The following is a 19,552-nucleotide window of genomic DNA, read 5'->3' on the forward strand; positions in this document are numbered from 1 at the left end:
TTAACATATTGCCGCAGAAATAAACGATACAGGACGACGAGATTAGTGTGCCCGGCTTAAATTGAACAAATCGTGGCAATAGCTGTGAGTGAAGGGATGAGACTTGCCAATGGGCAATGATAACATGTATCATTACATAGTAGGTTTAACGCAGGAAATGAAGGCGGTAAGCGCCCGTTCAATAACAGAAAAGAGGGAAACAAGTGCCAACGCCAAGCATGGAAGATTATTTGGAACGCATTTACCAACTGATTGATGAGAAGGGCTATGCTCGTGTCTCGGATATCGCAGAGGGGTTAGAGGTGCATCCTTCGTCCGTCACCAAAATGATTCAGAAGTTGGATAAGGACGATTATCTTGTATATGAGAAGTATCGGGGACTGATTTTGACACCGAAAGGGAAAAAGGTCGGCAAGCGGTTGGTTGATCGCCATCAGTTATTAGAGCAATTTCTGGATATGATTGGGGTTGACAAGGACCTGATATATAAAGATGTGGAAGGTATTGAGCATCATTTGAGCTGGGATTCCATCACCCGTATCGAAACATTGGTCGAATATTTTCGCCGGGATGAAGATCGCTTACGCCAGCTTCATGATATACACAAGGAATTGAGTGGGGATTCCTAAAAGCATCTGTCCTTATGGACGATGCTTTTTTATTTGTCCCGACCGCAACAAATATCCGGTTATTAGCGTCTATCCATTATATAGCAGGACAAGATAGGGGTTAAAATTAACAGGGTTAGCGGAGGATTGTAATAATATGAATCGAAAGAAAATAGTGGCATTGGCTGCAGGTCTACTCTTAGCAGTGCAGACTGCCATCGTTCCTGGAGTTCAAGCAGCTCCAACTGGTGATATTGAAATTATATTGGACGGACAGTCCCTGCAAAGTGACGCGTCACCGTATATTGTACAGGGAGCCAATGTTACGATGGTCCCTTTGCGAGTGATTAGTGAGGGATTGGGCGCTCAGGTCAACTGGTCGGAATCGTCCGGTACGGTAACGATTACAGCACAGAACAAAAATATATCTATGGAGAACGGTGCACAAAGCGCTACGGTGAATGGCAAGTCAGTTCGACTGGATGCATCTGCTCGTATGACAAGCGGGAGAGTCATGGTGCCACTGCGTTTTGTTGGGGAAGAGTTGGGATTAAAAGTGGATTGGCAAGCTTCAGAGCGAGTCATTACGTTAAGCAGTGGTAAGGAAGGTGTCTCTACTGGCAGGAACACTTCTGCGGGAAGCAGCGGCTCCATATCAGATACGTCTGTATCTGGCAATCAGGACAGTGTAAGTACAGATCAGGGAGCCATCGATGATGAGCAGGCGGTTGTCACTTTACCGTCTACTAGTGAGGACGGTTCAAGTTCTTCACAGGCAAATGTGGTTCAGGTAAAGGCTTCAACTTCCATGCGTGGGGCATGGATTTCCACCATTAATGGTGATTGGCCTTCTTCTGCTGCCCGAAGCAGCTCCGAGAAGCAAAAGCAGGAGTTTACTAAAATGCTCGATGATTTGCAGGGGATGGGCATCAATGCGGTATTTGTTCAGGTTCGTGCCAGCGGCGATGCGCTCTATCCGTCGAGTCTCGTACCATGGAGCAAGTATTTGACCAACACCCAAGGTAAAAATCCAGGCTATGATCCCTTGAAATTTATGATTAGCGAATCGCATAAGCGAGGCATGGAATTCCATGCCTGGTTTAATCCGTTCCGTGCGAATTCTACAGGAACAACCAGCGGCTTGGCTGCAAATCATGTGGCTAATCAACATCCAGACTGGATTGTTAAGAATGGTAGCCAATTGTACATCAATCCAGGAATTCCGGCTGCACGTCAGCATGTCATTGCGGCGATTATGGAGGTCGTGAACGGATATGATATTGACGGCGTCCATTTGGACGATTATTTTTATCCTTACAGCGGGACTTTTGATGATGATGCGACCTTCAAAGCATATAATGCCAACAAAATCTCTAACAAGGGCGACTGGCGGAGAGATAATGTGAACAATTTTGTTCGCGATTTGAGCAAAAGTATTCATGCCAGCAAGTCGAAAGTTCAATTTGGAATTAGCCCTTTTGGGGTATGGCGTAACAAATCTCAGGACTTAACGGGTTCAGACACGAAGGCAGGCGTTACAGCGTATGATACGACGTTTGCGGATGTAAGAACCTGGATTAACAAAGAATGGATTGATTATGTAGCTCCACAAATTTACTGGAGTATCGGTTTCCCGGCGGCGGGATATGACAAGCTTGTCGCATGGTGGTCCAATGAGGTCAAAAACTCAGATGTTAAGCTGTATATCGGTCATTCTCCTTATAAGATCGGCACCCCTGAAAAGGGCTGGCAAACGGCTCAAGAGCTAATTAAGCAGCTTGAACTGAACGAAGATTATAAACAGGTCAAAGGGGATATTTACTTTAGTGCACAGCATTTGCGTAAAAATCCATATGGACTCATTCAGCTTCTTCAAAATTATTATCAAATGTGATATAAATTGGATCATATAGGTTCTATTTGGGCCTCCGTTCTCATAGATAAGCAGTAGAACTGCTTACTCCCAAGAGAACGGAGGTTTTTTGATCTATGCTGATCAATGCTGTGTTCCAGGGTGGAGGGGTTAAGGGAATTTCGCTGGCGGGTGCAGTTAAGGCTGCGGAGGAGCATGGAATTGTATTTAATCGTTTGGCAGGTACATCATCAGGTGCTATTGTAGCTGCTTTATTGGCTGCGGGATACTCTGCGGATGAAATGAAAGCCGTAATTGAGAAAACCCCCTTGGTCAAGTTGTTACGACGTTCTCCAGTGTTCAATATTAAGTGGGTTGGACCAGCAGCCCGTATCTTTCTTAAAAAAGGGCTCTACTCAGGGGAGGCACTGGAGCACTGGGTACGTGAGCTGTTACGAGCTAAGGGAGTGCGTACGTTCGCGGATTTACCTCCTGGCAAATTGCGCATTATTGCATCAGATATCACGAATGGACGCATTCTGGTGCTTCCTGAGGATATCAAACGTTTTGGTATCAATCCCTCTTCACTGGAGGTAGCTAAAGCCATTCGGATGAGCACAAGTATCCCTTATTTTTTTGATCCCGTTATGTTAAGGCTTGATTCTGCACTTGCCAAGGGAAAGACTTTTTCTCAGCAATTTGTATTTGTAGTTGATGGGGCTTTACTAAGCAATTTGCCTTTGTGGCTTTTTGATGAGCCTGTAAATGAACGTGAGGCCAAAACGATTCCAACGGTAGGGTTTCAAATGGTGGGCAAAACGGGTACGGAGACCAAAGTTTCTTATATACGGGGTCCATTGACCATGCTGCAGGCTATTTTTGATACCATGCTATCAGCACATGATGAGCGATATATTGAGCAGGAGAATCGGTATCGGACGATTAAGATTCCAACATTGGGTATCCGCACTGCACAATTTAACATTTCTACAGAGCAAAGTGATTTGTTGTATGCTTCCGGTGTGCAGGCAGGGGATGCTTTTTTCCACAAATGGAGCATCACTTCTTACCAGCAGCAGTATAGCAAGTATCAATTGATGAAGGATACCATGTACGCTATGAAATAAACACTTACTTGCAGTTAAAGTTAATTTAAAAGGGTGTAAAAAAGGAGCCTCTTCCCGGTCATATTTGAATACGCGGGTGATGGCTCCTTTGTGCTACATTTTAAAGGATGATTATCATTAATGATATTTAGGTTGTTCTTCTTCATTTTTTCCCTTGGAACCCTCAATCACATGAAAAGGATACGCTTTGCGCTTGCCTGTAGTTTGCTGCTTACGTGCGTTGGCTGTTTTGGCCATGGTACGCACAGAGGGTTTGATTTTGGGAGTACGATTACGTTGTCCTGGCAGGTATTTGTATAGCAGAAATATAACTGCAAAAACAAGGACGGGAATTAGTAAACTCATGAGAAAGCCCCAGCTTCCTCTCCATAGCATATCCACAATCCCATATGCACCCAAAGCAAGGGTAAGCCAGAAAATAACGGCATGTCTGTTCATTATTCACTCATCCTTTCACAGGATCAAGGACCGGACTGTTGAAGGTCTCCTTTACAGGTACATTTTCCAACTCAGCATCCAATTCAAGCATACGCTTAAATGAGGCAATAGATACCTCCACTTGATCATCAGTCGGTTCTTTGGTGGTAAGTAGTTGCAGCCACAGACCGGGGTAACCTAAATAACGAAGTACCGGAATTTCACGAAGGGCATTGGTCAGCTTGAGAAATTCAAAAGAAAGCCCCAGTACGATCGGAAGTAGTAAAAGCCGTTGCCCCATACGTTCCCACAGATTATCGTAGGTAAATAAGGAATAGACAAGCACCCCGATAATCACAGTCAGCATAATAAAACTACTACCACAGCGGTAATGTAGACGACTGTATTTTTGCACATTGGCCGGAGTTAGTTCTTCCCCAGCTTCGAATGCTGTAATTACTTTATGCTCTGCACCGTGATATTGAAACAATCGTTTAATTAACGGAGTTTGGGAAATACCCCACAAATAAGCCAGTAACAGAATCAGCTTAATAGCTCCTTCTGCGAGGTTATGCAAAATTTGGCTGTGAAACAAGCTACCGAACAGGAAATTCTCTACAATAACCGGAACGAGAGTCAATACAATTTTGCCAAACAGGAATGACAAAATACCGACCGCCGCCACACCGATCATCATACTCAGACTCCAGCGAGATTCTTCTTTTTTCTTTTGCTCAGCGCGTTCCTCCGGATCTACTTCATCATCAGCATACGCATCGGCTGAATAGTTTAAATGCTTGGTACCTTTAGCGCTGGAGTCGATGATGCTTACAATCCCCCGCAATAAAGGAATTCTGCGGAATTTGGATACCCAGGATTGCTCCTTGCGTGGTACTTCCAAATATGTGATTTCGCCAGTTTTGCGGCGAACTGCCGTGACATTGACACGCTTGCCGCCGAACATGACACCTTCAATGACTGCCTGACCGCCGTAGCTCACAGGCTTGGATGCTTGTGACAACCGTCTCACCTCTCTTAATACATGCTTTTTTGTATATTGTATCGAATTTGGAAGGGAATATCTAGTTAGATGAAACTGGTGTAACCACAGGCTTATAAAAAAAGCATTTATGGAGCGTCAAACTGCTCACATAAATGCTAATCATTATAAAACCGAATGAATATCGGAAACAACCTATTGCGTAATCGCCCCGACAACCTGGTCAACCAGCCCTTTTGAAGAGAGAGGGCCGCCAAACGTCCATGTCGTACCGCTCAGTGAGTAGGTACGTTTTTCTTTAACGAAATTCAGACCGTTCCAGACCGAATTATTTTTCATGGGTTCGCCGAAAACATTATCGTCCGGCTGCACAATATAGATAAAGTTACTGTCCTGAACGGCAGACAGAGCTTCAATGCCTACTGTTGAAAAGCCATACTGTTCAACTTTGCTCGGTTTCCAATCGTTAATCATACCGATCTTCGCTAGTGTTGCCACGACGACTGAGTTATCCGAAAACATACGGAGGCTGGCCGCATTTTGCGAAGTGAAAGCCTGTGTCAGTATATAATGATAATCCGACTTGCCAGCAGCGGCGAGCTTTTCTTTGGCTTCAGCATAATGCTGATCCAGTTCGGCAAGCACCTGCTTAGCTTTGTCTTCTTTTCCAAGAGCGACTGCGATGCTGTTAAAAATTTCTACCATTTTATCATGATCGTAGCCGTTACCATCGTTCAGATTATATTCGATCGTCGGAGCGATGGCCTTGAGTTGATCATAGATAGCTTCATTCCCATCAACATTGGAAATGATCAGATCCGGCTTCAATGCAGCAATCGCCTCCAGGTTCGGCTCGTTACGCGTACCGACATCGACCACGCTGCTGTCCAGAGCCGCCTCCGGTGTCACATACACCTTGTAGTTGGCATTGTCAGCATTACCAACCGGCTGAACGCCCAATGCAATCAAATCCTCTGTAAATGTCCATTCCAGTACTACGACACGCTGTGCGGGCTTGTTGAGCGTGATCTCACCACGATTATGCTTTACCGTCACAGGACCGGTCGCTGTGTCAGTCGGTTTGCTACCCGACGTGGGTGCCTGATCTTTATTCGATGCTTTGTCGGCTGCTCCGCAACCTGCCAGAGTGAGCGTAAAAACCATTAACAATAAAATGCCAATTAGTCCCTTTTTCATAGAAGCGTTCTCCCGTGTATATTTTTTAGAAAATGATAATGATTATCATTTTCATCATTATATTATGATAGAGGATTGAAATTTTGTCAATGAAAAAAACGGGTCCGAACGCTTAACTGGTAAGCTGCTATTATTCTGCATTCCGGTTCATTGTTAAACGATTCTCCTTTTGAGCATACTACCTAGCAAAATGGGAATGCAGAATCCGATGGAAGTACATGCATTTCCGATTGCAATAGTCTTTACCATGGAAAAAGTTTGCATATTGAAAGGGGATTAAACAACATGAGTGAAACCTACTCTATACCCAAGATAGGCCATGAACAGGAGCAGTCTCGCGAATCTCAGGATCAACGTAATCATAACGACAGTGGTAGAGGCAGGCAGCAGTCAGGCAAAATACATACGCCTCTCATTCCTTTTGCACTTGAGTTGGGTTTTTTTGCGGGTTTGCTCTGGGGATTGCTGCGCTGGCTGTTTTATAAGTTGCACTTTACCGTAGTAGCACCTGGCTTTCTCGCAGAGCCTTTTTTCAAGCATTCGTTTATGAACACCATGGCGGGGCATCTGGTAGGGCTACTGTTTTTTATTGCATTATCTGTCGTAGCTTCACTGGTGTACACTCTGTTGCTGCGCAGATTTAAGGGCCCTTTACCCGGAATTGTATATGGCCTGATTTGGTGGGTTGTTTTATTTGTATTAACAGGTCCTAAGCTAGGGATGATGAATGCTCCTAATCGGTTAACATGGAATTCCTTATATACGGAAATTTGTGTGTTTATGCTGTGGGGACTATTTATCGGATATACCGTTGCTGTCGAGTATACGGATGAAAGAAAGCGCGAGCCTGAGAAAGCTGAGGACTGAACGTAACAAAAACTTCTCAAGCGCCTATTCCCTGTGTTAAAATAGCATTTGGTTATTTGACAGAGGGGAGCGGAATGAAAGATGAAGAATGACCGGGTGTTAAAGCTGCGGCAGGCGCTGGGCGAGCATAATCTGCGGGCTATGCTAATTACTAGCCCTGTCAATCGTCGATATTTGACAGGCTTCACAGGTTCGGCGGGTTATGTGCTGATTACGGAATCCCATAGCTATTTGCTGACTGACTTTCGCTATATGACGCAAGCGACCGAACAAGCCGAAGGCTTCACGGTGGTGCAGCACGCTGCACAGGTCATGGAAACGGTGAAAGAATTGCTGTCTTCCCATCAGATCAGCGAAACAGGCTTCGAGCAAGACGCTGTAACTGTTGCGACGCATAAAGCTTATAGCGAAGATTTGTCACCTATTTCACTGGTTCCGGTGTCGGGCATTGTGGAGAAATTAAGGGTGTACAAGGATGCAGAAGAGCTGGAAGTGATGCAGCGGGCAGCGGATTTGGCAGATGCTACATTTGCACACATATTACCTTACATCAAGCCAGGTGTCAGCGAGCGTGAGCTGGATCTGGAAATGGAATTCTTCATGCGCAAGCAGGGAGCTACATCCTCTTCATTTGACACAATTGTGGCTTCCGGGGTTCGTTCGGCTTTGCCTCATGGCGTAGCCAGTGCTAAGTTAGTACAAGCAGGCGAGCTGATTACGTTTGATTTTGGTGCGTTGCTGGATGGCTACTGCTCCGATTTGACACGTACAGTGGCTACACAAGGGGATTTAGCGCCCCAATTGCGTGAGATCTACGATATTGTACTTAAGGCGCAGCTTCACGCACTCGAACATATTAAGCCGGGCATGACAGGCCGTGAAGCGGATGCACTGACCCGGGATATTATTGCGAGCCATGGCTATGGAGACAATTTCGGGCACAGTACAGGTCATGGTCTGGGTCTTGAAGTACATGAATCTACACGTCTGTCGAAGGCGAGTGATGATATTCTGGAGCCGGGTATGGTGGTAACGGTCGAGCCAGGTATCTATGTCCCTGGATTGGGCGGTGTACGGATCGAGGATGATATCGTTATTACAGATAGCGGCATCAAAGTATTAACACATTCGAGCAAAGAATTTACAGTCGTTTAATAACGATAACAGTCCTGTAGGAGGGGTATTTTAGTGATTAACGTTAATGATTTTAAAACAGGTTTGACCGTCGAGGTAGACGGAGATATTTTTACGGTGCTGGATTTCCAACACGTAAAACCGGGTAAAGGTGCTGCATTCGTACGCTCAAAGTTGAAAAACTTGCGTAACGGTAACACCGTTGAACGTACATTCCGTGCGGGTGAAACGATCGGTCGGGCGCAAATCGAAAATCGTGGTGTGTCCTATCTGTACGCTAGTGCAGACGACCATACATTCATGGATAATGAAACATATGATCAATTCACATTGTCCAGCGATCAACTGAAATGGGAGCTTAACTTCCTGAAAGAAAACATGAATGTAAATATCGTCAGCTATAACGGCGAAATTCTGGGTATTAACCTGCCTACAAGCGTGGAACTGAAAGTAATCGAAACAGAGCCAGGCATTAAAGGTAATACGGCTACAGGTGCTACCAAAAATGCCAAACTGGAAACGGGTTTGAATGTTCAAGTTCCTTTGTTCATTAACCAAGATGACGTATTGTTGATTGATACACGTGACGGCAAATACATGTCTCGCGCATAAAATTTGCAACTTTTAGATTTCCTCTGTCCTTGTAAGGGCAGGGGATATTTTTATAAGCACTAATATTAAAAAACATTGGCTCCACACAGCACTTTCGTATTATACTGTACTAAAGTTATGCCGCAGGATGTCACGTTCAGTCGTTTGGTGCCATCTCAAGGTTACATACTGTTGAGTCTGAGGGAGTGAATAACGTTGTCTTTGTATGTCATGAAATTCGGAGGCAGTTCCGTCGGTGACACGGAGCGCATGAAGCGCGTGGCAAAACGCGTTGTTGAGAAACAGAGTGAAGGGCATCAATGTGTAGTGGTCGTTTCCGCAATGGGAGACACGACAGACGAACTGATTGACCAGGCCAAATTGTTGAATGAACAGTTGCCTGCACGTGAGTTGGATATGTTGATGACGACAGGTGAGCAAATTTCAATCGCCTTATTGTCGATGGCTATTCAGCAGTTGGGTCATGAAGCGGTATCGTTTACGGGATGGCAGGCTGGTTTTCGTACTGAATCTGACTTTGGTCGAGCACGGATTACGGATATTCAACCTCAGCGTGTGCTGGATGCACTGAGCAGCAACAAGATCGTTGTTGTAGCTGGTTTCCAAGGGATGTCTGCAGAGGGAGACATTACGACGCTGGGACGTGGTGGCTCTGATACGACAGCCGTTGCGCTGGCGGCGGCGATTCAAGCGGATGCCTGCGAAATTTACACGGATGTGGACGGTATATATTCAACAGATCCACGGATCGTGAAAGTTGCTCGTAAGCTAAAAGAAATTTCTTATGATGAAATGCTGGAATTAGCCAATCTGGGTGCAGCTGTATTGCATCCTCGTGCGGTAGAATATGCCAAACATAACCGGGTACCGCTGATTGTGCGGTCCAGTTTTAACCATAATGAAGGAACGGTCGTAAAGGAGGATGCAGTAATGGAACAGGGCGTTGTAGTCAGTGGGATTGCATATGATAAAAATGTAGCAAGAATCAGTATTTTGGGCGTCGCCGATATCCCCGGTGTACTGGCGAAAGTATTCGGAACACTGGCGGCAGCCAAAATTGATGTAGACATTATTGTACAAAGCGGGGTTGAAGCTGGTAAAGCGGATTTCTCCTTTACAGTAGCTCTGACGGATCGTGAAGCAGCACTGAAGACGCTGGAAGGTATTCGTGGAGAGCTTCCATACCGTGAAGTAACTTCTGAGGAAAACCTGGTGAAGGTATCCATTGTAGGTGCAGGAATGGTTAGCCATCCGGGTGTTGCTGCGCAAATGTTTGCCGTACTGGCAGAGCAAGGCGTTAGCATTAAAATGGTAAGTACATCTGAAATCAAAGTATCGTGTGTAATTGAAGCGGGTAAACTTCATGAGGTTATTCAGGCGCTGCATACAGCTTATAACCTGGACACCGAGGAGCAAGCGTTTGTGGGTGGACCGCAAGACCGTCGTTAATAACTGCAACGTGATCTAGACCCTGAATATGTCTAATGTGAACGATGCTATGACAGGTAAAGGTTGATACATTATATGCCCTCTATTTATAGTTTGATAAATCATAGAATACAGCAGTAGGTTAAGAGGTTGTCCCATCAGTGAGAGTTAGACTGAGGGGCAGCCTCTTTTTTTGCTGAATCTATCTTTTCTACCCAAGGGTATCCCTTAGCCGACAAGGCTTTGAGAGGCCCTTTTTTATTTGTGCGAATTAGAGAATGGTGCTTTAACAAGCGGGGGAAAGGTCTGTTGAGCGTTGATAGGAGTTAGCAAAAGTTTGCCTAGGTTTTCAATATATTTTCGGCATAAAAAGCGAGAGTCAACCATAGACTTGTCTTAAAGAAAAAGGACAACTGTGAGGGGGCGGCATCGGTATGGAATGGCTGGAGTTATTTCCCGAACCGTTGCACGGTATACTCGGAAGGCTTCCAGAAACGGTATTTAAGCAACTGGAAGAAATCCGGGTCAGGGAAGGAAGGCCGTTGGAAATTAATGCAAATGGTGATCATCATTTTGTAACGTCTGCGGGTCGGCTCACTTTGAACCATGTGGAAGCCTATAAGCCTGACCGTGAGGATGCCCACCGACTGCTGGATTTTATCAGCAATCATTCACTGTATACCATGGAAGAGGAGCTTCGTAAAGGGTTTATTACGATCCCTGGCGGTCATCGTATTGGCTTGGCAGGGAGAACCGTGCTCAACCGAGGACGAGTGGAGCATTTGAGGGATATAAGCAGCTTTAATGTAAGAATTGCTCGTGCAATTCCCGGCATAGCTGATCGGATATTGCCTTATGTAGCAGATCGAATGTCCGGGAAAATCCGGCACACCCTCATTTTGTCCCCTCCTCAGCATGGCAAAACGACACTGCTTAGGGACTTGGCTCGGCAACTCAGTTACGGAGGGATGGAAAGCAATGGGGGGCGACGGAATGGACTCAAGGTAGGCATTATAGACGAACGCTCTGAGATCGCTGGTAGTCACAAAGGTATCCCCGGTTTTGATGTCGGGCCTCGCACCGATGTATTGGACGGATGTCCGAAAGCAGAAGGCATGATGATGATGATCCGCTCGATGTCACCGGATGTCCTCATTGTTGATGAAATCGGACGACCGGAAGATGCGGAGGCGGTGCGCGAAGCACTTCATGCAGGCATTGCAGTCATTGCTTCCGCACATGGTCGCGATGTGGCTGAAATGGCGACCCGGTCTGCTTTTGCTGGATTAACTACAGGGCAAGAGCTGTTCCAGCTCTACGTCATGCTGGAGCGGACGAGCCGGGGCGTCTCATTTCGGCTGGCAGATGCCAAGCAGCGCAGGCTTACACTGCCTGGAGAAGGGCAGAATGGGGGCATCTCCTATGCTTAAGCTGCTGGGTGCAGCCTTGGTTATACTGGCCGCTACGCTGGCAGGCTGGCAGCGGGCAAGGCAGTTTGCGATGAGGCCGCGGCAAATCAGGGAGTTGATTCTTGCGCTGCAAAGACTGACCACCGAGGTTTCCTACGGGGTGTCTCCGCTACCAGATGCTTTCGCCAAGACAGGAGAGTCCTTGCGAGAGCCACTGCGCACTCTGTTTCAGCAAGCCTCACGCTGGATGCACCCCTCTTTTGGCCTGACTGCCAGAGAAAGCTTGCATAAAGCGATTGAAGACTCGTGGAGCCGTTCCTCTATGAAGCAAGCCGAGAAGGAAGCGATGAGGCAGCTTGCTTACAGCCTTGGAACCAGCGACCGTGAAGACCAGATCAAGCACATTGCGCTGACCATTCAGCAGTTATCCCATGAGGAAGCGCAAGCGCAGGCAGATCAGGTGAGGTACGAGCGTATGAGCAGGAGCCTGGGACTGCTGATCGGAGCATTGATCGTCATTTTGATCTATTAGCGGGGTGCTCGAATGAATTTAGAAGTGAACGCAATTTTCCAGATTGCCGGAATTGGCATTATTATCGCTATGATTCATACCGTATTAAAGCAAATGGGCAAAGAAGACATGGCCCACTGGGTAACGGTCATTGGTTTCGTCGTGGTCCTATTCATGGTGGTGCGAATGCTGGATAACCTTCTGCAAGAGATCAAATCTATCTTTCTTTTTCAGTAGGTGGACACATGGAAATCATTCAGGTGGTGGGCTTCGCCCTCATTGCCACAGTCCTCATTTTAGTCATTAAGGAACAGAAGCCGATGTTTGCCTTTTTGATTGCAACAGCTGCGGGAATCGTCATTTTTTTGCTGCTGATTGGCAAGATCGGATCTGTGGTTGCTGTACTGGAGCGACTGGCCCGGTCTTCAGGCATGGATATGATCTATTTTAAAACCGTATTGAAAATAATCGGTATCGCTTATATTGCTGAATTTGGAGCGCAAATCGTTCGGGATGCAGGACAAGACGGGATTGCTTCCAAAATTGAGCTTACCGGAAAGGTACTCATCATGGTGCTCGCAATCCCGATTATCAGCATTATTATTGATACCATTCTGAAGCTGATGCCCGCCTGAGGGGGTGATGCCATGAAAAGGCTACGGGGCATGCCGAATCTCAAAGTAATTGCGATGTTGTTGCTATGTCTTTGGTGTGCCTCAGCTGCGGTCCTCTTTGCAGATACACCGACAAACGAATGGATCAGACAGCAGGCGGAGCAAATGCCCAAAGATGAAGTAGAACATTATTGGGACGGGCTCATGCAGCAATACGGCGGATTTTTCCCGGATCAGAAAACGCCTTCCTTCATGGACATGCTGCTTCCAGGCGGTGAAGGGTTCAGCATAAAGGGTGTATTGAGCGCTATAGCTGATTTTTTCATCCATGAAATCCGAGTAAATGCCAAGTTGCTCGTCACCATCGTCATGCTCAGCATTATGAGTATGGTGCTGGAAACGCTGCAAAGCGCTTTTGAAAGCAAACAGGTCAGCAAAGTGGCCTACGCTATCGTATACATGGTCATTATCATTCTGGCGATTAATAGCTTTAGTGTAGCGATTGGTTATGCCAAAGAAGCGATTGATAGCATGATTCACTTCATGATGGCAATGTTGCCCCTGTTGTTTACCATGTTAGCCTCGATGGGTAACGTCGTAACAGTTTCGGTGACCCACCCGCTGATTGTATTTATGATCAACACGGTCGGAACAGTCATTCATACGCTGGTTTTCCCGCTGCTTTTCTTCTCGGCTGTGCTGTACTTGGTCAACTCGTTGACGGGCAAATACAAACTGACCCAGCTAGCCGATCTGTTGCGGAACGCTGGAGTAGCAGTGCTGGGAGTGCTGCTGACCATATTTCTGGGAGTCATTTCGGTACAAGGCTTGACATCGTCGGTTACTGACGGATTAACGATCCGCACAGCCAAATATATTACAGGTAGCTTTGTTCCGGTGGTCGGCAAGGCGTTGGCAGATGCGACAGATACAGTCATTTCGGCTTCGCTGCTCGTTAAAAATGCCATTGGTCTGGTAGGAGTCATTATTATTTTGTTCCTGTGCGCCTTTCCCGCCCTCAAGATTCTGACACTGGCTCTCATTTATAAAGTGACAGCAGCGATCATGCAGCCTTTGGGTGATACGCCTATCGTGGAATGTCTGGATGCAATCGGCAAGAGCATGATTTATGTTTTCGCGGCGCTGGCGGCAGTGGGATTAATGTCCTTCCTTGCGATTACAGTCATGCTCGCAGCAGGCAATATGACGGTCATGATGAGGTAACCAATGCATGTAAACCAACAAGGGGGAGGGGAGTGACGTGACCTGGCTGGGAGGCTGGCTTAAGGAACTGGTGTTAATCGTGTTGCTGGCTTCTTTTGTCGATATGATCTTACCGAGCCGATCTATGGAAAGGTATGTAAAACTCGTTCTCAGCCTGCTTATTCTGCTGACGTTGCTGTCTCCGGTCGTGCGCTTACTGAGCAGCAGCCCCTCCGAGGTTCTAGGGCGAGCATTGGATCTTCAACGTCAGGCTGAGACAGGCAAGAGGGAACCGACATTGGAGGAGATTTTAGCAAAAGGCAGCCAGTTGAAGCAACAGCAAGAACAAAGCTCCATGCAATGGGCTGGCAAAGAGGTAGCTAAGGAAATGAAAGGACAGTTGGAACAGTATACTGGGTTAGCAATTCAGTCGGTCCAGGTTACCCTTGCAAAGATTCAACAGAAGGAATCGGGGCTGGAGGCAGGAACGGGTGTCCAGTCGGTAGTGGTCAAATTGGCAGAGCAGCAGCCAGAAAAAGAAAAGAAAAACACAGACGTCTCGCCTGGTGCAGATGCCAAGCCGATAATGGTGGAGCCTGTAACCGAAAAGACAGTGAATATTCGTGTGGAACCGACACATACAAAAACTTCAGAACTTAATGAAGGAACACGAGAAGATGATCGTAATCCTGATAAAACTGCTGAGGACGGAAAGCCAACGGATACGAAAGCTTTTGGCTTAATTACAGGACTTCTAAGTGAAAAATGGGGGATAGACAGCAAAAATGTTCAGGTGGTTTCTTCGCAGGATGGAACACATGAATGGTAACAGGAGGTGAGTAGAAATGAGCAAATGGCTGAAAAAGCTGGAGCAATGGCTGGGTGGAGGGGCGGATGGGGCGAAAAGATTCAACTCATTTCGTTGGCTGCTTATACTTGGCCTTATCGGTGTAGCGATCATGCTTTTTAATTCATTCGTTAATGTGAAAAAGGTTGATCCAGAAAACGTAGGCCGTGAGCCGCCTGGCGTGATGAAAAATGAGCCTACGTTAGAGACAACAACAGGTGAAGAAAGTTCCTTTGCCGGGATCGAGAAGGTTTTTGAGGACAATATGAAACAGATGCTGGAGCAGATTGTTGGCGTAGGAACCGTCGATGTCATGGTTACGGTAGATTCCACCGAAGAAGTTATCGTTCAACGCAATGTAAAGGACATGCAGGAAGAGAACAACGAGACGGACGCTAATGGCGGACAACGACACACTACTCAATATACACGTGATGGCGAGATTGTCACCTATGAGTCATCAGGTGGCCAGCACACCCCGATTGTGACAAAAAAAGTAAAACCGCAGGTGAGGGGAGTGCTTGTTGTGGCTATGGGGGCAGAAAACCCTACAGTGAAGCAGCTAATTGTCGATGCTGTACAGAAGGGACTAAATGTACCTTCCTACAAAATTTCAGTCGTACCGCGCAAGCAGGGATAATTTGGAATTTAGGAACAAATAAGTTTATATTTTAAACCATTTATGAATATGGAGGACGGAACATGAATAATAAAAGACAAACCGTTTGGCTGGTGTCCATGCTGAGTTTAATGGTCGTGCTGTCTGCGTATTATTTGTTTACAGAGGACTCAAGCCCTGCAAATCCACCAGTAGCCGATAGTGAGCAAGTGAGCAAGGTTAAGCAGGATGCCGCACAGGAAGCAACGACGAAGGCAGAGGAACAATTGAACGAACTGAAGGTAAATGAAGTAGTGACGAATGGAGAAGTAACTGATGGAGCATCAGCAACTTCCACAAAGTCGGATACGGCTTCTACAACTGACCCAGCAACAGAAAACTCAAAAGGCGATAAAGATACGGCAGCTATCCCTACTACTGAACCAGCGACATCCGATCAAAACACAACTGCGACTAAGACGGACGCGACAGCACAAAGTGACGACAAAGCAGCCTCTACAGCCAAAACCGACCAGCAGGTACTGGATCAAGTGGCAACCGATCAAGCTGCTCAACCTACAGCAGCAGCTGTGATTGACAACTATTTGCTGGAACGGGACGTGGAAAATCAGAAGAAAAATGATGAATTGACTACCGCAATGAACGACAGCACACCAAAGAAAGCTGCGGAGGCTCAAAAGGAATTACATGTACTTGAAGATAAGCAGGCTAAAATTACTGGAATTGAAGAAGAGCTTCAGCAGCAGTTCGCCAATGCGGTCGTCCGTGAGGAAGATGCTGATAAATACAAAGTAGTGGTTCTGAGTGAAAAATTGGATGCTAAGCAAGCGGTAACAATTGTCGATAAAGTCATGAAGGAGCTGAACGTAACGCAGGATAAGATCAGTGTCCAGTATGTTACACAATAAGACAAAAAACGCGAAAAAGCCCGGATTTCTGCATTATTCCGGGCTCTTTCTATTTTTAATGATTGTGATATAATACATAAAGCTGTTTCAACAATGTTATCAGCAACCGGCAAAATGCTGAAGGAGTGATTAATAGAGATGTTTAAATTAAGCGAGATTAAGGAATTGATCAAGCTGGTGGATGAAACGTCTGTGCATGAGCTTGAAATTGAAAATGAAGGAACTCGCCTGTTGATCCGGAAACCGGGCAAAAGCGAGATCGTTACGGTACAGGCTCCTGTGGCAACACCTGCTTATGCAGTGGCACCACAAGCTGTTATTCCAAATCCACAAGTACAGTCCGATGTTGGATCTACAACTGCTGGGGAACCGAGGGAATATGCAAGCAATCTACATAAGATCGTATCTCCGATGGTAGGCACTTTCTATAGTTCTTCATCCCCGGATACGGCTCCGTATGTGAGTATTGGCAGCAAAGTGGGCGAAAAAACAACGGTATGTATCATTGAAGCGATGAAGCTGATGAATGAGCTGGAAGCTGAAGTGAAGGGCGAAATTGTGGAAATTTTGGCCGAAAACGGACAGTTGGTCGAGTATGGCCAGCCATTGTTCCTTGTGAAACCGGAGTAAAAAGCTTGTTTGAACCCTCTTTTGAGGGTTCGGCAAGACTGCTCCCAGGGAGGATAAAGTCATGACATTTCAAAAAATATTGATTGCGAATCGTGGAGAAATTGCGGTTCGTATCATTCGCGCTTGCCGCGAAATGAATATTTCGACAGTTGCTGTATATTCGGAAGCTGATAAGGATTCGTTACATGTGCGTCTCGCAGATGAGGCTTACTGTATCGGACCGACGCTATCTAAGGACAGCTACCTTAATTTTACGAATCTGATGAGCGTTGCTACATTGACTGAATGTGACGCCATTCATCCAGGGTACGGATTTTTGGCGGAAAACGCAGACTTCGCTGAAATTTGCGAATCGTGTAATATTACGTTTATTGGTCCTTCTCCTGAAGCCATTAACAAAATGGGAGATAAGGCCGTAGCCAAGCAGACCATGAAGGATGCCGGAGTTCCGGTTATTCCGGGTTCAGACGGGCTGGTTGAGGATTTGCAGGATGCAATCAGCATCGCACGTGATATCGGATATCCGGTAATTATCAAGGCCACAGCAGGTGGCGGAGGTAAAGGTATTCGTATCGCTGAGGATGAGGATAACCTTATTCAGCAAATCACTACCGCTCAGCAGGAGGCGCAAAAAGCATTTGGCAACGCGGGTGTGTACCTAGAAAAATATTTGACCGGTATGAAACATGTGGAAATACAGATCATAGCGGACAAGCATGGTAATGTTGCCCATTTGGGCGAACGGGACTGCTCTGTGCAGCGTCGTCGTCAGAAGTTGTTGGAGGAAGCACCATGTCCTGTACTTTCGCAGGATGTCCGTGAAGAAATGGGTCAGGCAGCTGTTCGTGCAGCTTTGGCCGTTCAATACTCTGGTGCAGGTACTCTCGAATTTTTGCTCGGCCCGGACAATAATTTCTATTTCATGGAAATGAATACACGTATTCAGGTAGAACATCCCGTAACAGAAATGATTACTGGTGTAGACCTGATTAAGGAAATGATTTCTGTCGCTGAAGGACATCCGCTTTCCTTTACGCAGGAAGAAGTCACCATCAATGGTTGGGCGATAGAGTGCCGTATTAACGCTGAGGATCCGGATCGTAATTTTATGCCTGCACCGGGTAAAATCGGATTTTATCTGCCTCCAGGCGGTCCTGGAGTACGGGTAGACAGCGCAGCATATCCAGGTTATAGCATTCCTCCTTATTATGACTCTATGATCGCCAAGCTGATTGTGTGGGCACCTACACGGCAAGATGCAATTGCCAAAATGAAGCGGGCTTTGTCTGAGTTTGCTATTGAGGGCATACCCACAACGATTTCTTTTCATCAGCGCTTGCTAGAGCATCCGACCTTTATTAAAGGCGATTTTGATATTAAATTTTTGGAGGAAAACGAAGTTTAATCGGTATATTTCCTCAGTTTGTCATAATGAACGCCAAATGATATAGTATGGATAATAAGTGAGCATGTCTGCTTTGAAATCCAAAGCTGGAATGAAACTTATTTTGACCGAAAGGTGTTGAAGGTATGAGCACAGTGCCAACCGAATTCGAACGTACAGAAATTGGGGAGATTCAAATTGCCCCAGAAGTTATTGAAGTCATTGCCGGACTGGCTACCGTTGAGGTACCAGGCGTAGCGGGAATGAGTGGCGGATTTGCTGGTGGGTTTGCCGAACTGCTAGGCCGCAAAAATTTATCTAAAGGTGTAAAAGTGGAAGTCGGACAGCGTGAAGCTGCTGTAGACGTCTCCGTCATTATTGAGTACGGTAACCGTCTGCCTGAGGTGGCTGCTGCTATTCAGCATAATGTTAAGCGTTCGATTGAGAACATGACAGGTCTTAACGTTGTTGAAGTGAACGTGCAAATTCATGATGTTCAATTCAAAAATGCCGAAAAAGTAGAAGAGCCGGAAGTGCTGGGCGCCGGACGGGTTAAATAGAGCGATACTTTGTACAAACCCCCGACCCTTATGGGTCGAGGGTTTACTCTAATTTAAGGAGGCTGTGCGTTTCGTGGCTAAAGTTATGGACAGACTTCTGCTGTTCTTGTACAGCTTAAGTATCGGAATTATTTCCATTCTCGCCATCCTCCTCCTGAGCGGGGCCATTCCGTATGTTTTAAGTATTGAGGATGAGCGAGTGGTGTGGTTTACCAGCCTGATTATTGCAGGGGTTCTGTTGTTATTGAGTCTTCGTTTTTTTTATATCTCTATTCGACGGAACCAAACCGTACAGCATTCTATTGATCAACGAACGGAATATGGTGACATTCAGATTTCAGTGGACACCATTGAAAATCTGTGCCTCAAAGCAGCCTCCCGATTTCGCGGGATGCAGGATTTGAAAGCACGCGTTCGCGTGTTGGAATCGGGACTTGATATTACGATTCGGGCGGTTGTAGACGGGGAAAGCTCCATTCCGGTGTTAACCTCCGAGGTACAAAAGGGGGTACACGATCATGTGGAAGAAATTACAGGAATTCCTGTGTCCAATGTGTCGGTGTACATCGCTAATGTTTCTCAGTCACCCAGCTTTAAGAGTCGTGTGGAATAGAGGTGATTTTCC

Annotated in this window: 22 protein-coding genes; 19 read left to right on the forward strand and 3 right to left on the reverse strand. The window is 46.2% G+C overall.

The annotated features are described in order from the left end of the window. Nucleotides 1-203: 203 nt before the first annotated feature. The 3 genes from mntR (at nucleotide 204) to C1T21_RS13845 (ending at nucleotide 3,587) form a co-directional block, all read left to right on the forward strand. On the forward strand, nucleotides 204-629 hold the full coding sequence (gene mntR, locus C1T21_RS13835; RefSeq protein ID WP_007430946.1) for a transcriptional regulator MntR: 426 nt from the start codon (nucleotides 204-206) through the stop codon (nucleotides 627-629). A gap of 136 nt (nucleotides 630-765) precedes the next feature. After that, a complete protein-coding gene (locus C1T21_RS13840) occupies nucleotides 766-2,502 on the forward strand; it encodes a family 10 glycosylhydrolase (RefSeq protein ID WP_103048677.1) in 1,737 nt (578 codons plus the stop codon). Nucleotides 2,503-2,597: 95 nt separating this feature from the next. Continuing rightward, nucleotides 2,598-3,587: a patatin-like phospholipase family protein gene (locus tag C1T21_RS13845; RefSeq protein WP_023989266.1), complete on the forward strand. Its 990-nt coding sequence runs from the start codon at nucleotides 2,598-2,600 to the stop codon at nucleotides 3,585-3,587. 117 nt (nucleotides 3,588-3,704) lie between these two features. Here C1T21_RS13845 and C1T21_RS13850 read toward each other — a convergent pair whose 3' ends face one another. The 3 genes from C1T21_RS13850 to C1T21_RS13860 all read right to left on the reverse strand — a co-directional run bounded on the left by C1T21_RS13850 (nucleotide 3,705) and on the right by C1T21_RS13860 (nucleotide 6,201). Beyond that, nucleotides 3,705-4,025: a hypothetical protein gene (locus C1T21_RS13850; RefSeq protein WP_023989265.1), complete on the reverse strand. Its 321-nt coding sequence runs from the start codon at nucleotides 4,023-4,025 to the stop codon at nucleotides 3,705-3,707. Between the two features lie 7 nt (nucleotides 4,026-4,032). Then, entirely contained in the window at nucleotides 4,033-5,025 is a 993-nt protein-coding gene (locus C1T21_RS13855; protein ID WP_071641501.1) for a DUF1385 domain-containing protein, read from the reverse strand. A 174-nt stretch (nucleotides 5,026-5,199) separates the two neighbouring features. Then, a complete protein-coding gene (locus C1T21_RS13860; protein ID WP_103048678.1) occupies nucleotides 5,200-6,201 on the reverse strand; it encodes an ABC transporter substrate-binding protein in 1,002 nt (333 codons plus the stop codon). 285 nt (nucleotides 6,202-6,486) lie between these two features. Here C1T21_RS13860 and C1T21_RS13865 point away from each other — a divergent pair, with 285 nt between their 5' ends. The 16 genes from C1T21_RS13865 (at nucleotide 6,487) to amaP (ending at nucleotide 19,540) form a co-directional block, all read left to right on the forward strand. Next, nucleotides 6,487-7,068 carry a YqhR family membrane protein gene (locus tag C1T21_RS13865; RefSeq protein ID WP_103048679.1) on the forward strand — a complete coding sequence of 194 codons (582 nt, stop codon included), beginning with the start codon at nucleotides 6,487-6,489 and terminating at the stop codon, nucleotides 7,066-7,068. A gap of 81 nt (nucleotides 7,069-7,149) precedes the next feature. Next, nucleotides 7,150-8,223 carry a M24 family metallopeptidase gene (locus C1T21_RS13870; RefSeq protein WP_061829060.1) on the forward strand — a complete coding sequence of 358 codons (1,074 nt, stop codon included), beginning with the start codon at nucleotides 7,150-7,152 and terminating at the stop codon, nucleotides 8,221-8,223. 33 nt (nucleotides 8,224-8,256) lie between these two features. Beyond that, nucleotides 8,257-8,814, forward strand: coding sequence for an elongation factor P (gene efp / locus C1T21_RS13875; RefSeq protein WP_029517249.1), 558 nt, complete (start codon nucleotides 8,257-8,259; stop codon nucleotides 8,812-8,814). Between the two features lie 195 nt (nucleotides 8,815-9,009). Then, nucleotides 9,010-10,263 carry an aspartate kinase gene (locus tag C1T21_RS13880; RefSeq protein WP_028540593.1) on the forward strand — a complete coding sequence of 418 codons (1,254 nt, stop codon included), beginning with the start codon at nucleotides 9,010-9,012 and terminating at the stop codon, nucleotides 10,261-10,263. A gap of 413 nt (nucleotides 10,264-10,676) precedes the next feature. After that, nucleotides 10,677-11,672 carry a stage III sporulation protein AA gene (gene spoIIIAA, locus C1T21_RS13885; RefSeq protein ID WP_023989257.1) on the forward strand — a complete coding sequence of 332 codons (996 nt, stop codon included), beginning with the start codon at nucleotides 10,677-10,679 and terminating at the stop codon, nucleotides 11,670-11,672. Further along, on the forward strand, nucleotides 11,665-12,183 hold the full coding sequence (gene spoIIIAB, locus C1T21_RS13890) for a stage III sporulation protein SpoIIIAB (protein ID WP_103048680.1): 519 nt from the start codon (nucleotides 11,665-11,667) through the stop codon (nucleotides 12,181-12,183). Before spoIIIAA ends, spoIIIAB begins: the two co-directional genes overlap by 8 nt. A 12-nt stretch (nucleotides 12,184-12,195) precedes the next feature. Then, nucleotides 12,196-12,399: a stage III sporulation protein AC gene (spoIIIAC, locus tag C1T21_RS13895; protein ID WP_010345636.1), complete on the forward strand. Its 204-nt coding sequence runs from the start codon at nucleotides 12,196-12,198 to the stop codon at nucleotides 12,397-12,399. 8 nt (nucleotides 12,400-12,407) lie between these two features. Further along, nucleotides 12,408-12,797, forward strand: a complete 390-nt coding sequence (gene spoIIIAD, locus C1T21_RS13900; protein WP_013310826.1) for a stage III sporulation protein AD — start codon at nucleotides 12,408-12,410, stop codon at nucleotides 12,795-12,797. Nucleotides 12,798-12,809: 12 nt separating this feature from the next. Further along, nucleotides 12,810-14,000 carry a stage III sporulation protein AE gene (gene spoIIIAE / locus C1T21_RS13905; protein ID WP_103048681.1) on the forward strand — a complete coding sequence of 397 codons (1,191 nt, stop codon included), beginning with the start codon at nucleotides 12,810-12,812 and terminating at the stop codon, nucleotides 13,998-14,000. 37 nt (nucleotides 14,001-14,037) lie between these two features. Next, nucleotides 14,038-14,808: a stage III sporulation protein AF gene (gene spoIIIAF, locus C1T21_RS13910; protein WP_103048682.1), complete on the forward strand. Its 771-nt coding sequence runs from the start codon at nucleotides 14,038-14,040 to the stop codon at nucleotides 14,806-14,808. Between the two features lie 16 nt (nucleotides 14,809-14,824). Beyond that, the gene (gene spoIIIAG / locus C1T21_RS13915; protein WP_029517255.1) at nucleotides 14,825-15,466 is read left to right on the forward strand and encodes a stage III sporulation protein AG; all 642 of its coding nucleotides are present in this window, start codon (nucleotides 14,825-14,827) and stop codon (nucleotides 15,464-15,466) included. A gap of 62 nt (nucleotides 15,467-15,528) precedes the next feature. Further along, nucleotides 15,529-16,353, forward strand: a complete 825-nt coding sequence (locus C1T21_RS13920) for a SpoIIIAH-like family protein (RefSeq protein ID WP_103048683.1) — start codon at nucleotides 15,529-15,531, stop codon at nucleotides 16,351-16,353. A gap of 138 nt (nucleotides 16,354-16,491) precedes the next feature. Further along, nucleotides 16,492-16,983 (forward strand): acetyl-CoA carboxylase biotin carboxyl carrier protein, encoded by a 492-nt coding sequence (gene accB / locus C1T21_RS13925; RefSeq protein WP_029517257.1) that lies wholly within the window; start codon nucleotides 16,492-16,494, stop codon nucleotides 16,981-16,983. A gap of 61 nt (nucleotides 16,984-17,044) precedes the next feature. Continuing rightward, on the forward strand, nucleotides 17,045-18,388 hold the full coding sequence (gene accC, locus C1T21_RS13930; RefSeq protein ID WP_103048684.1) for an acetyl-CoA carboxylase biotin carboxylase subunit: 1,344 nt from the start codon (nucleotides 17,045-17,047) through the stop codon (nucleotides 18,386-18,388). Nucleotides 18,389-18,513: 125 nt separating this feature from the next. Beyond that, nucleotides 18,514-18,927, forward strand: a complete 414-nt coding sequence (locus C1T21_RS13935; RefSeq protein ID WP_013310820.1) for an Asp23/Gls24 family envelope stress response protein — start codon at nucleotides 18,514-18,516, stop codon at nucleotides 18,925-18,927. A gap of 73 nt (nucleotides 18,928-19,000) precedes the next feature. Continuing rightward, the gene (gene amaP / locus C1T21_RS13940) at nucleotides 19,001-19,540 is read left to right on the forward strand and encodes an alkaline shock response membrane anchor protein AmaP (RefSeq protein WP_013310819.1); all 540 of its coding nucleotides are present in this window, start codon (nucleotides 19,001-19,003) and stop codon (nucleotides 19,538-19,540) included. Nucleotides 19,541-19,552 lie beyond the last annotated feature (12 nt).

It is taken from the genome of Paenibacillus sp. F4 (genome assembly GCF_002894905.1).
Lineage (GTDB): Bacteria > Bacillota > Bacilli > Paenibacillales > Paenibacillaceae > Paenibacillus > Paenibacillus polymyxa_B.

Coding starts and splice junctions, on each gene's coding strand:
- C1T21_RS13840 (WP_103048677.1), top strand. CDS start 766: ATGAATCGAAAGAAAATAGTGGCATTGGCTGCAGGTCTACTCTTAGCA.
- C1T21_RS13845 (WP_023989266.1), top strand. CDS start 2,598: ATGCTGATCAATGCTGTGTTCCAGGGTGGAGGGGTTAAGGGAATTTCG.
- C1T21_RS13850 (WP_023989265.1), bottom strand. CDS start 4,025: ATGAACAGACATGCCGTTATTTTCTGGCTTACCCTTGCTTTGGGTGCA.
- C1T21_RS13860 (WP_103048678.1), bottom strand. CDS start 6,201: ATGAAAAAGGGACTAATTGGCATTTTATTGTTAATGGTTTTTACGCTC.
- C1T21_RS13865 (WP_103048679.1), top strand. CDS start 6,487: ATGAGTGAAACCTACTCTATACCCAAGATAGGCCATGAACAGGAGCAG.
- C1T21_RS13870 (WP_061829060.1), top strand. CDS start 7,150: ATGAAGAATGACCGGGTGTTAAAGCTGCGGCAGGCGCTGGGCGAGCAT.
- spoIIIAA (WP_023989257.1), top strand. CDS start 10,677: ATGGAATGGCTGGAGTTATTTCCCGAACCGTTGCACGGTATACTCGGA.
- spoIIIAB (WP_103048680.1), top strand. CDS start 11,665: ATGCTTAAGCTGCTGGGTGCAGCCTTGGTTATACTGGCCGCTACGCTG.
- spoIIIAC (WP_010345636.1), top strand. CDS start 12,196: ATGAATTTAGAAGTGAACGCAATTTTCCAGATTGCCGGAATTGGCATT.
- spoIIIAD (WP_013310826.1), top strand. CDS start 12,408: ATGGAAATCATTCAGGTGGTGGGCTTCGCCCTCATTGCCACAGTCCTC.
- spoIIIAE (WP_103048681.1), top strand. CDS start 12,810: ATGAAAAGGCTACGGGGCATGCCGAATCTCAAAGTAATTGCGATGTTG.
- spoIIIAG (WP_029517255.1), top strand. CDS start 14,825: ATGAGCAAATGGCTGAAAAAGCTGGAGCAATGGCTGGGTGGAGGGGCG.
- C1T21_RS13920 (WP_103048683.1), top strand. CDS start 15,529: ATGAATAATAAAAGACAAACCGTTTGGCTGGTGTCCATGCTGAGTTTA.
- accB (WP_029517257.1), top strand. CDS start 16,492: ATGTTTAAATTAAGCGAGATTAAGGAATTGATCAAGCTGGTGGATGAA.
- accC (WP_103048684.1), top strand. CDS start 17,045: ATGACATTTCAAAAAATATTGATTGCGAATCGTGGAGAAATTGCGGTT.
- C1T21_RS13935 (WP_013310820.1), top strand. CDS start 18,514: ATGAGCACAGTGCCAACCGAATTCGAACGTACAGAAATTGGGGAGATT.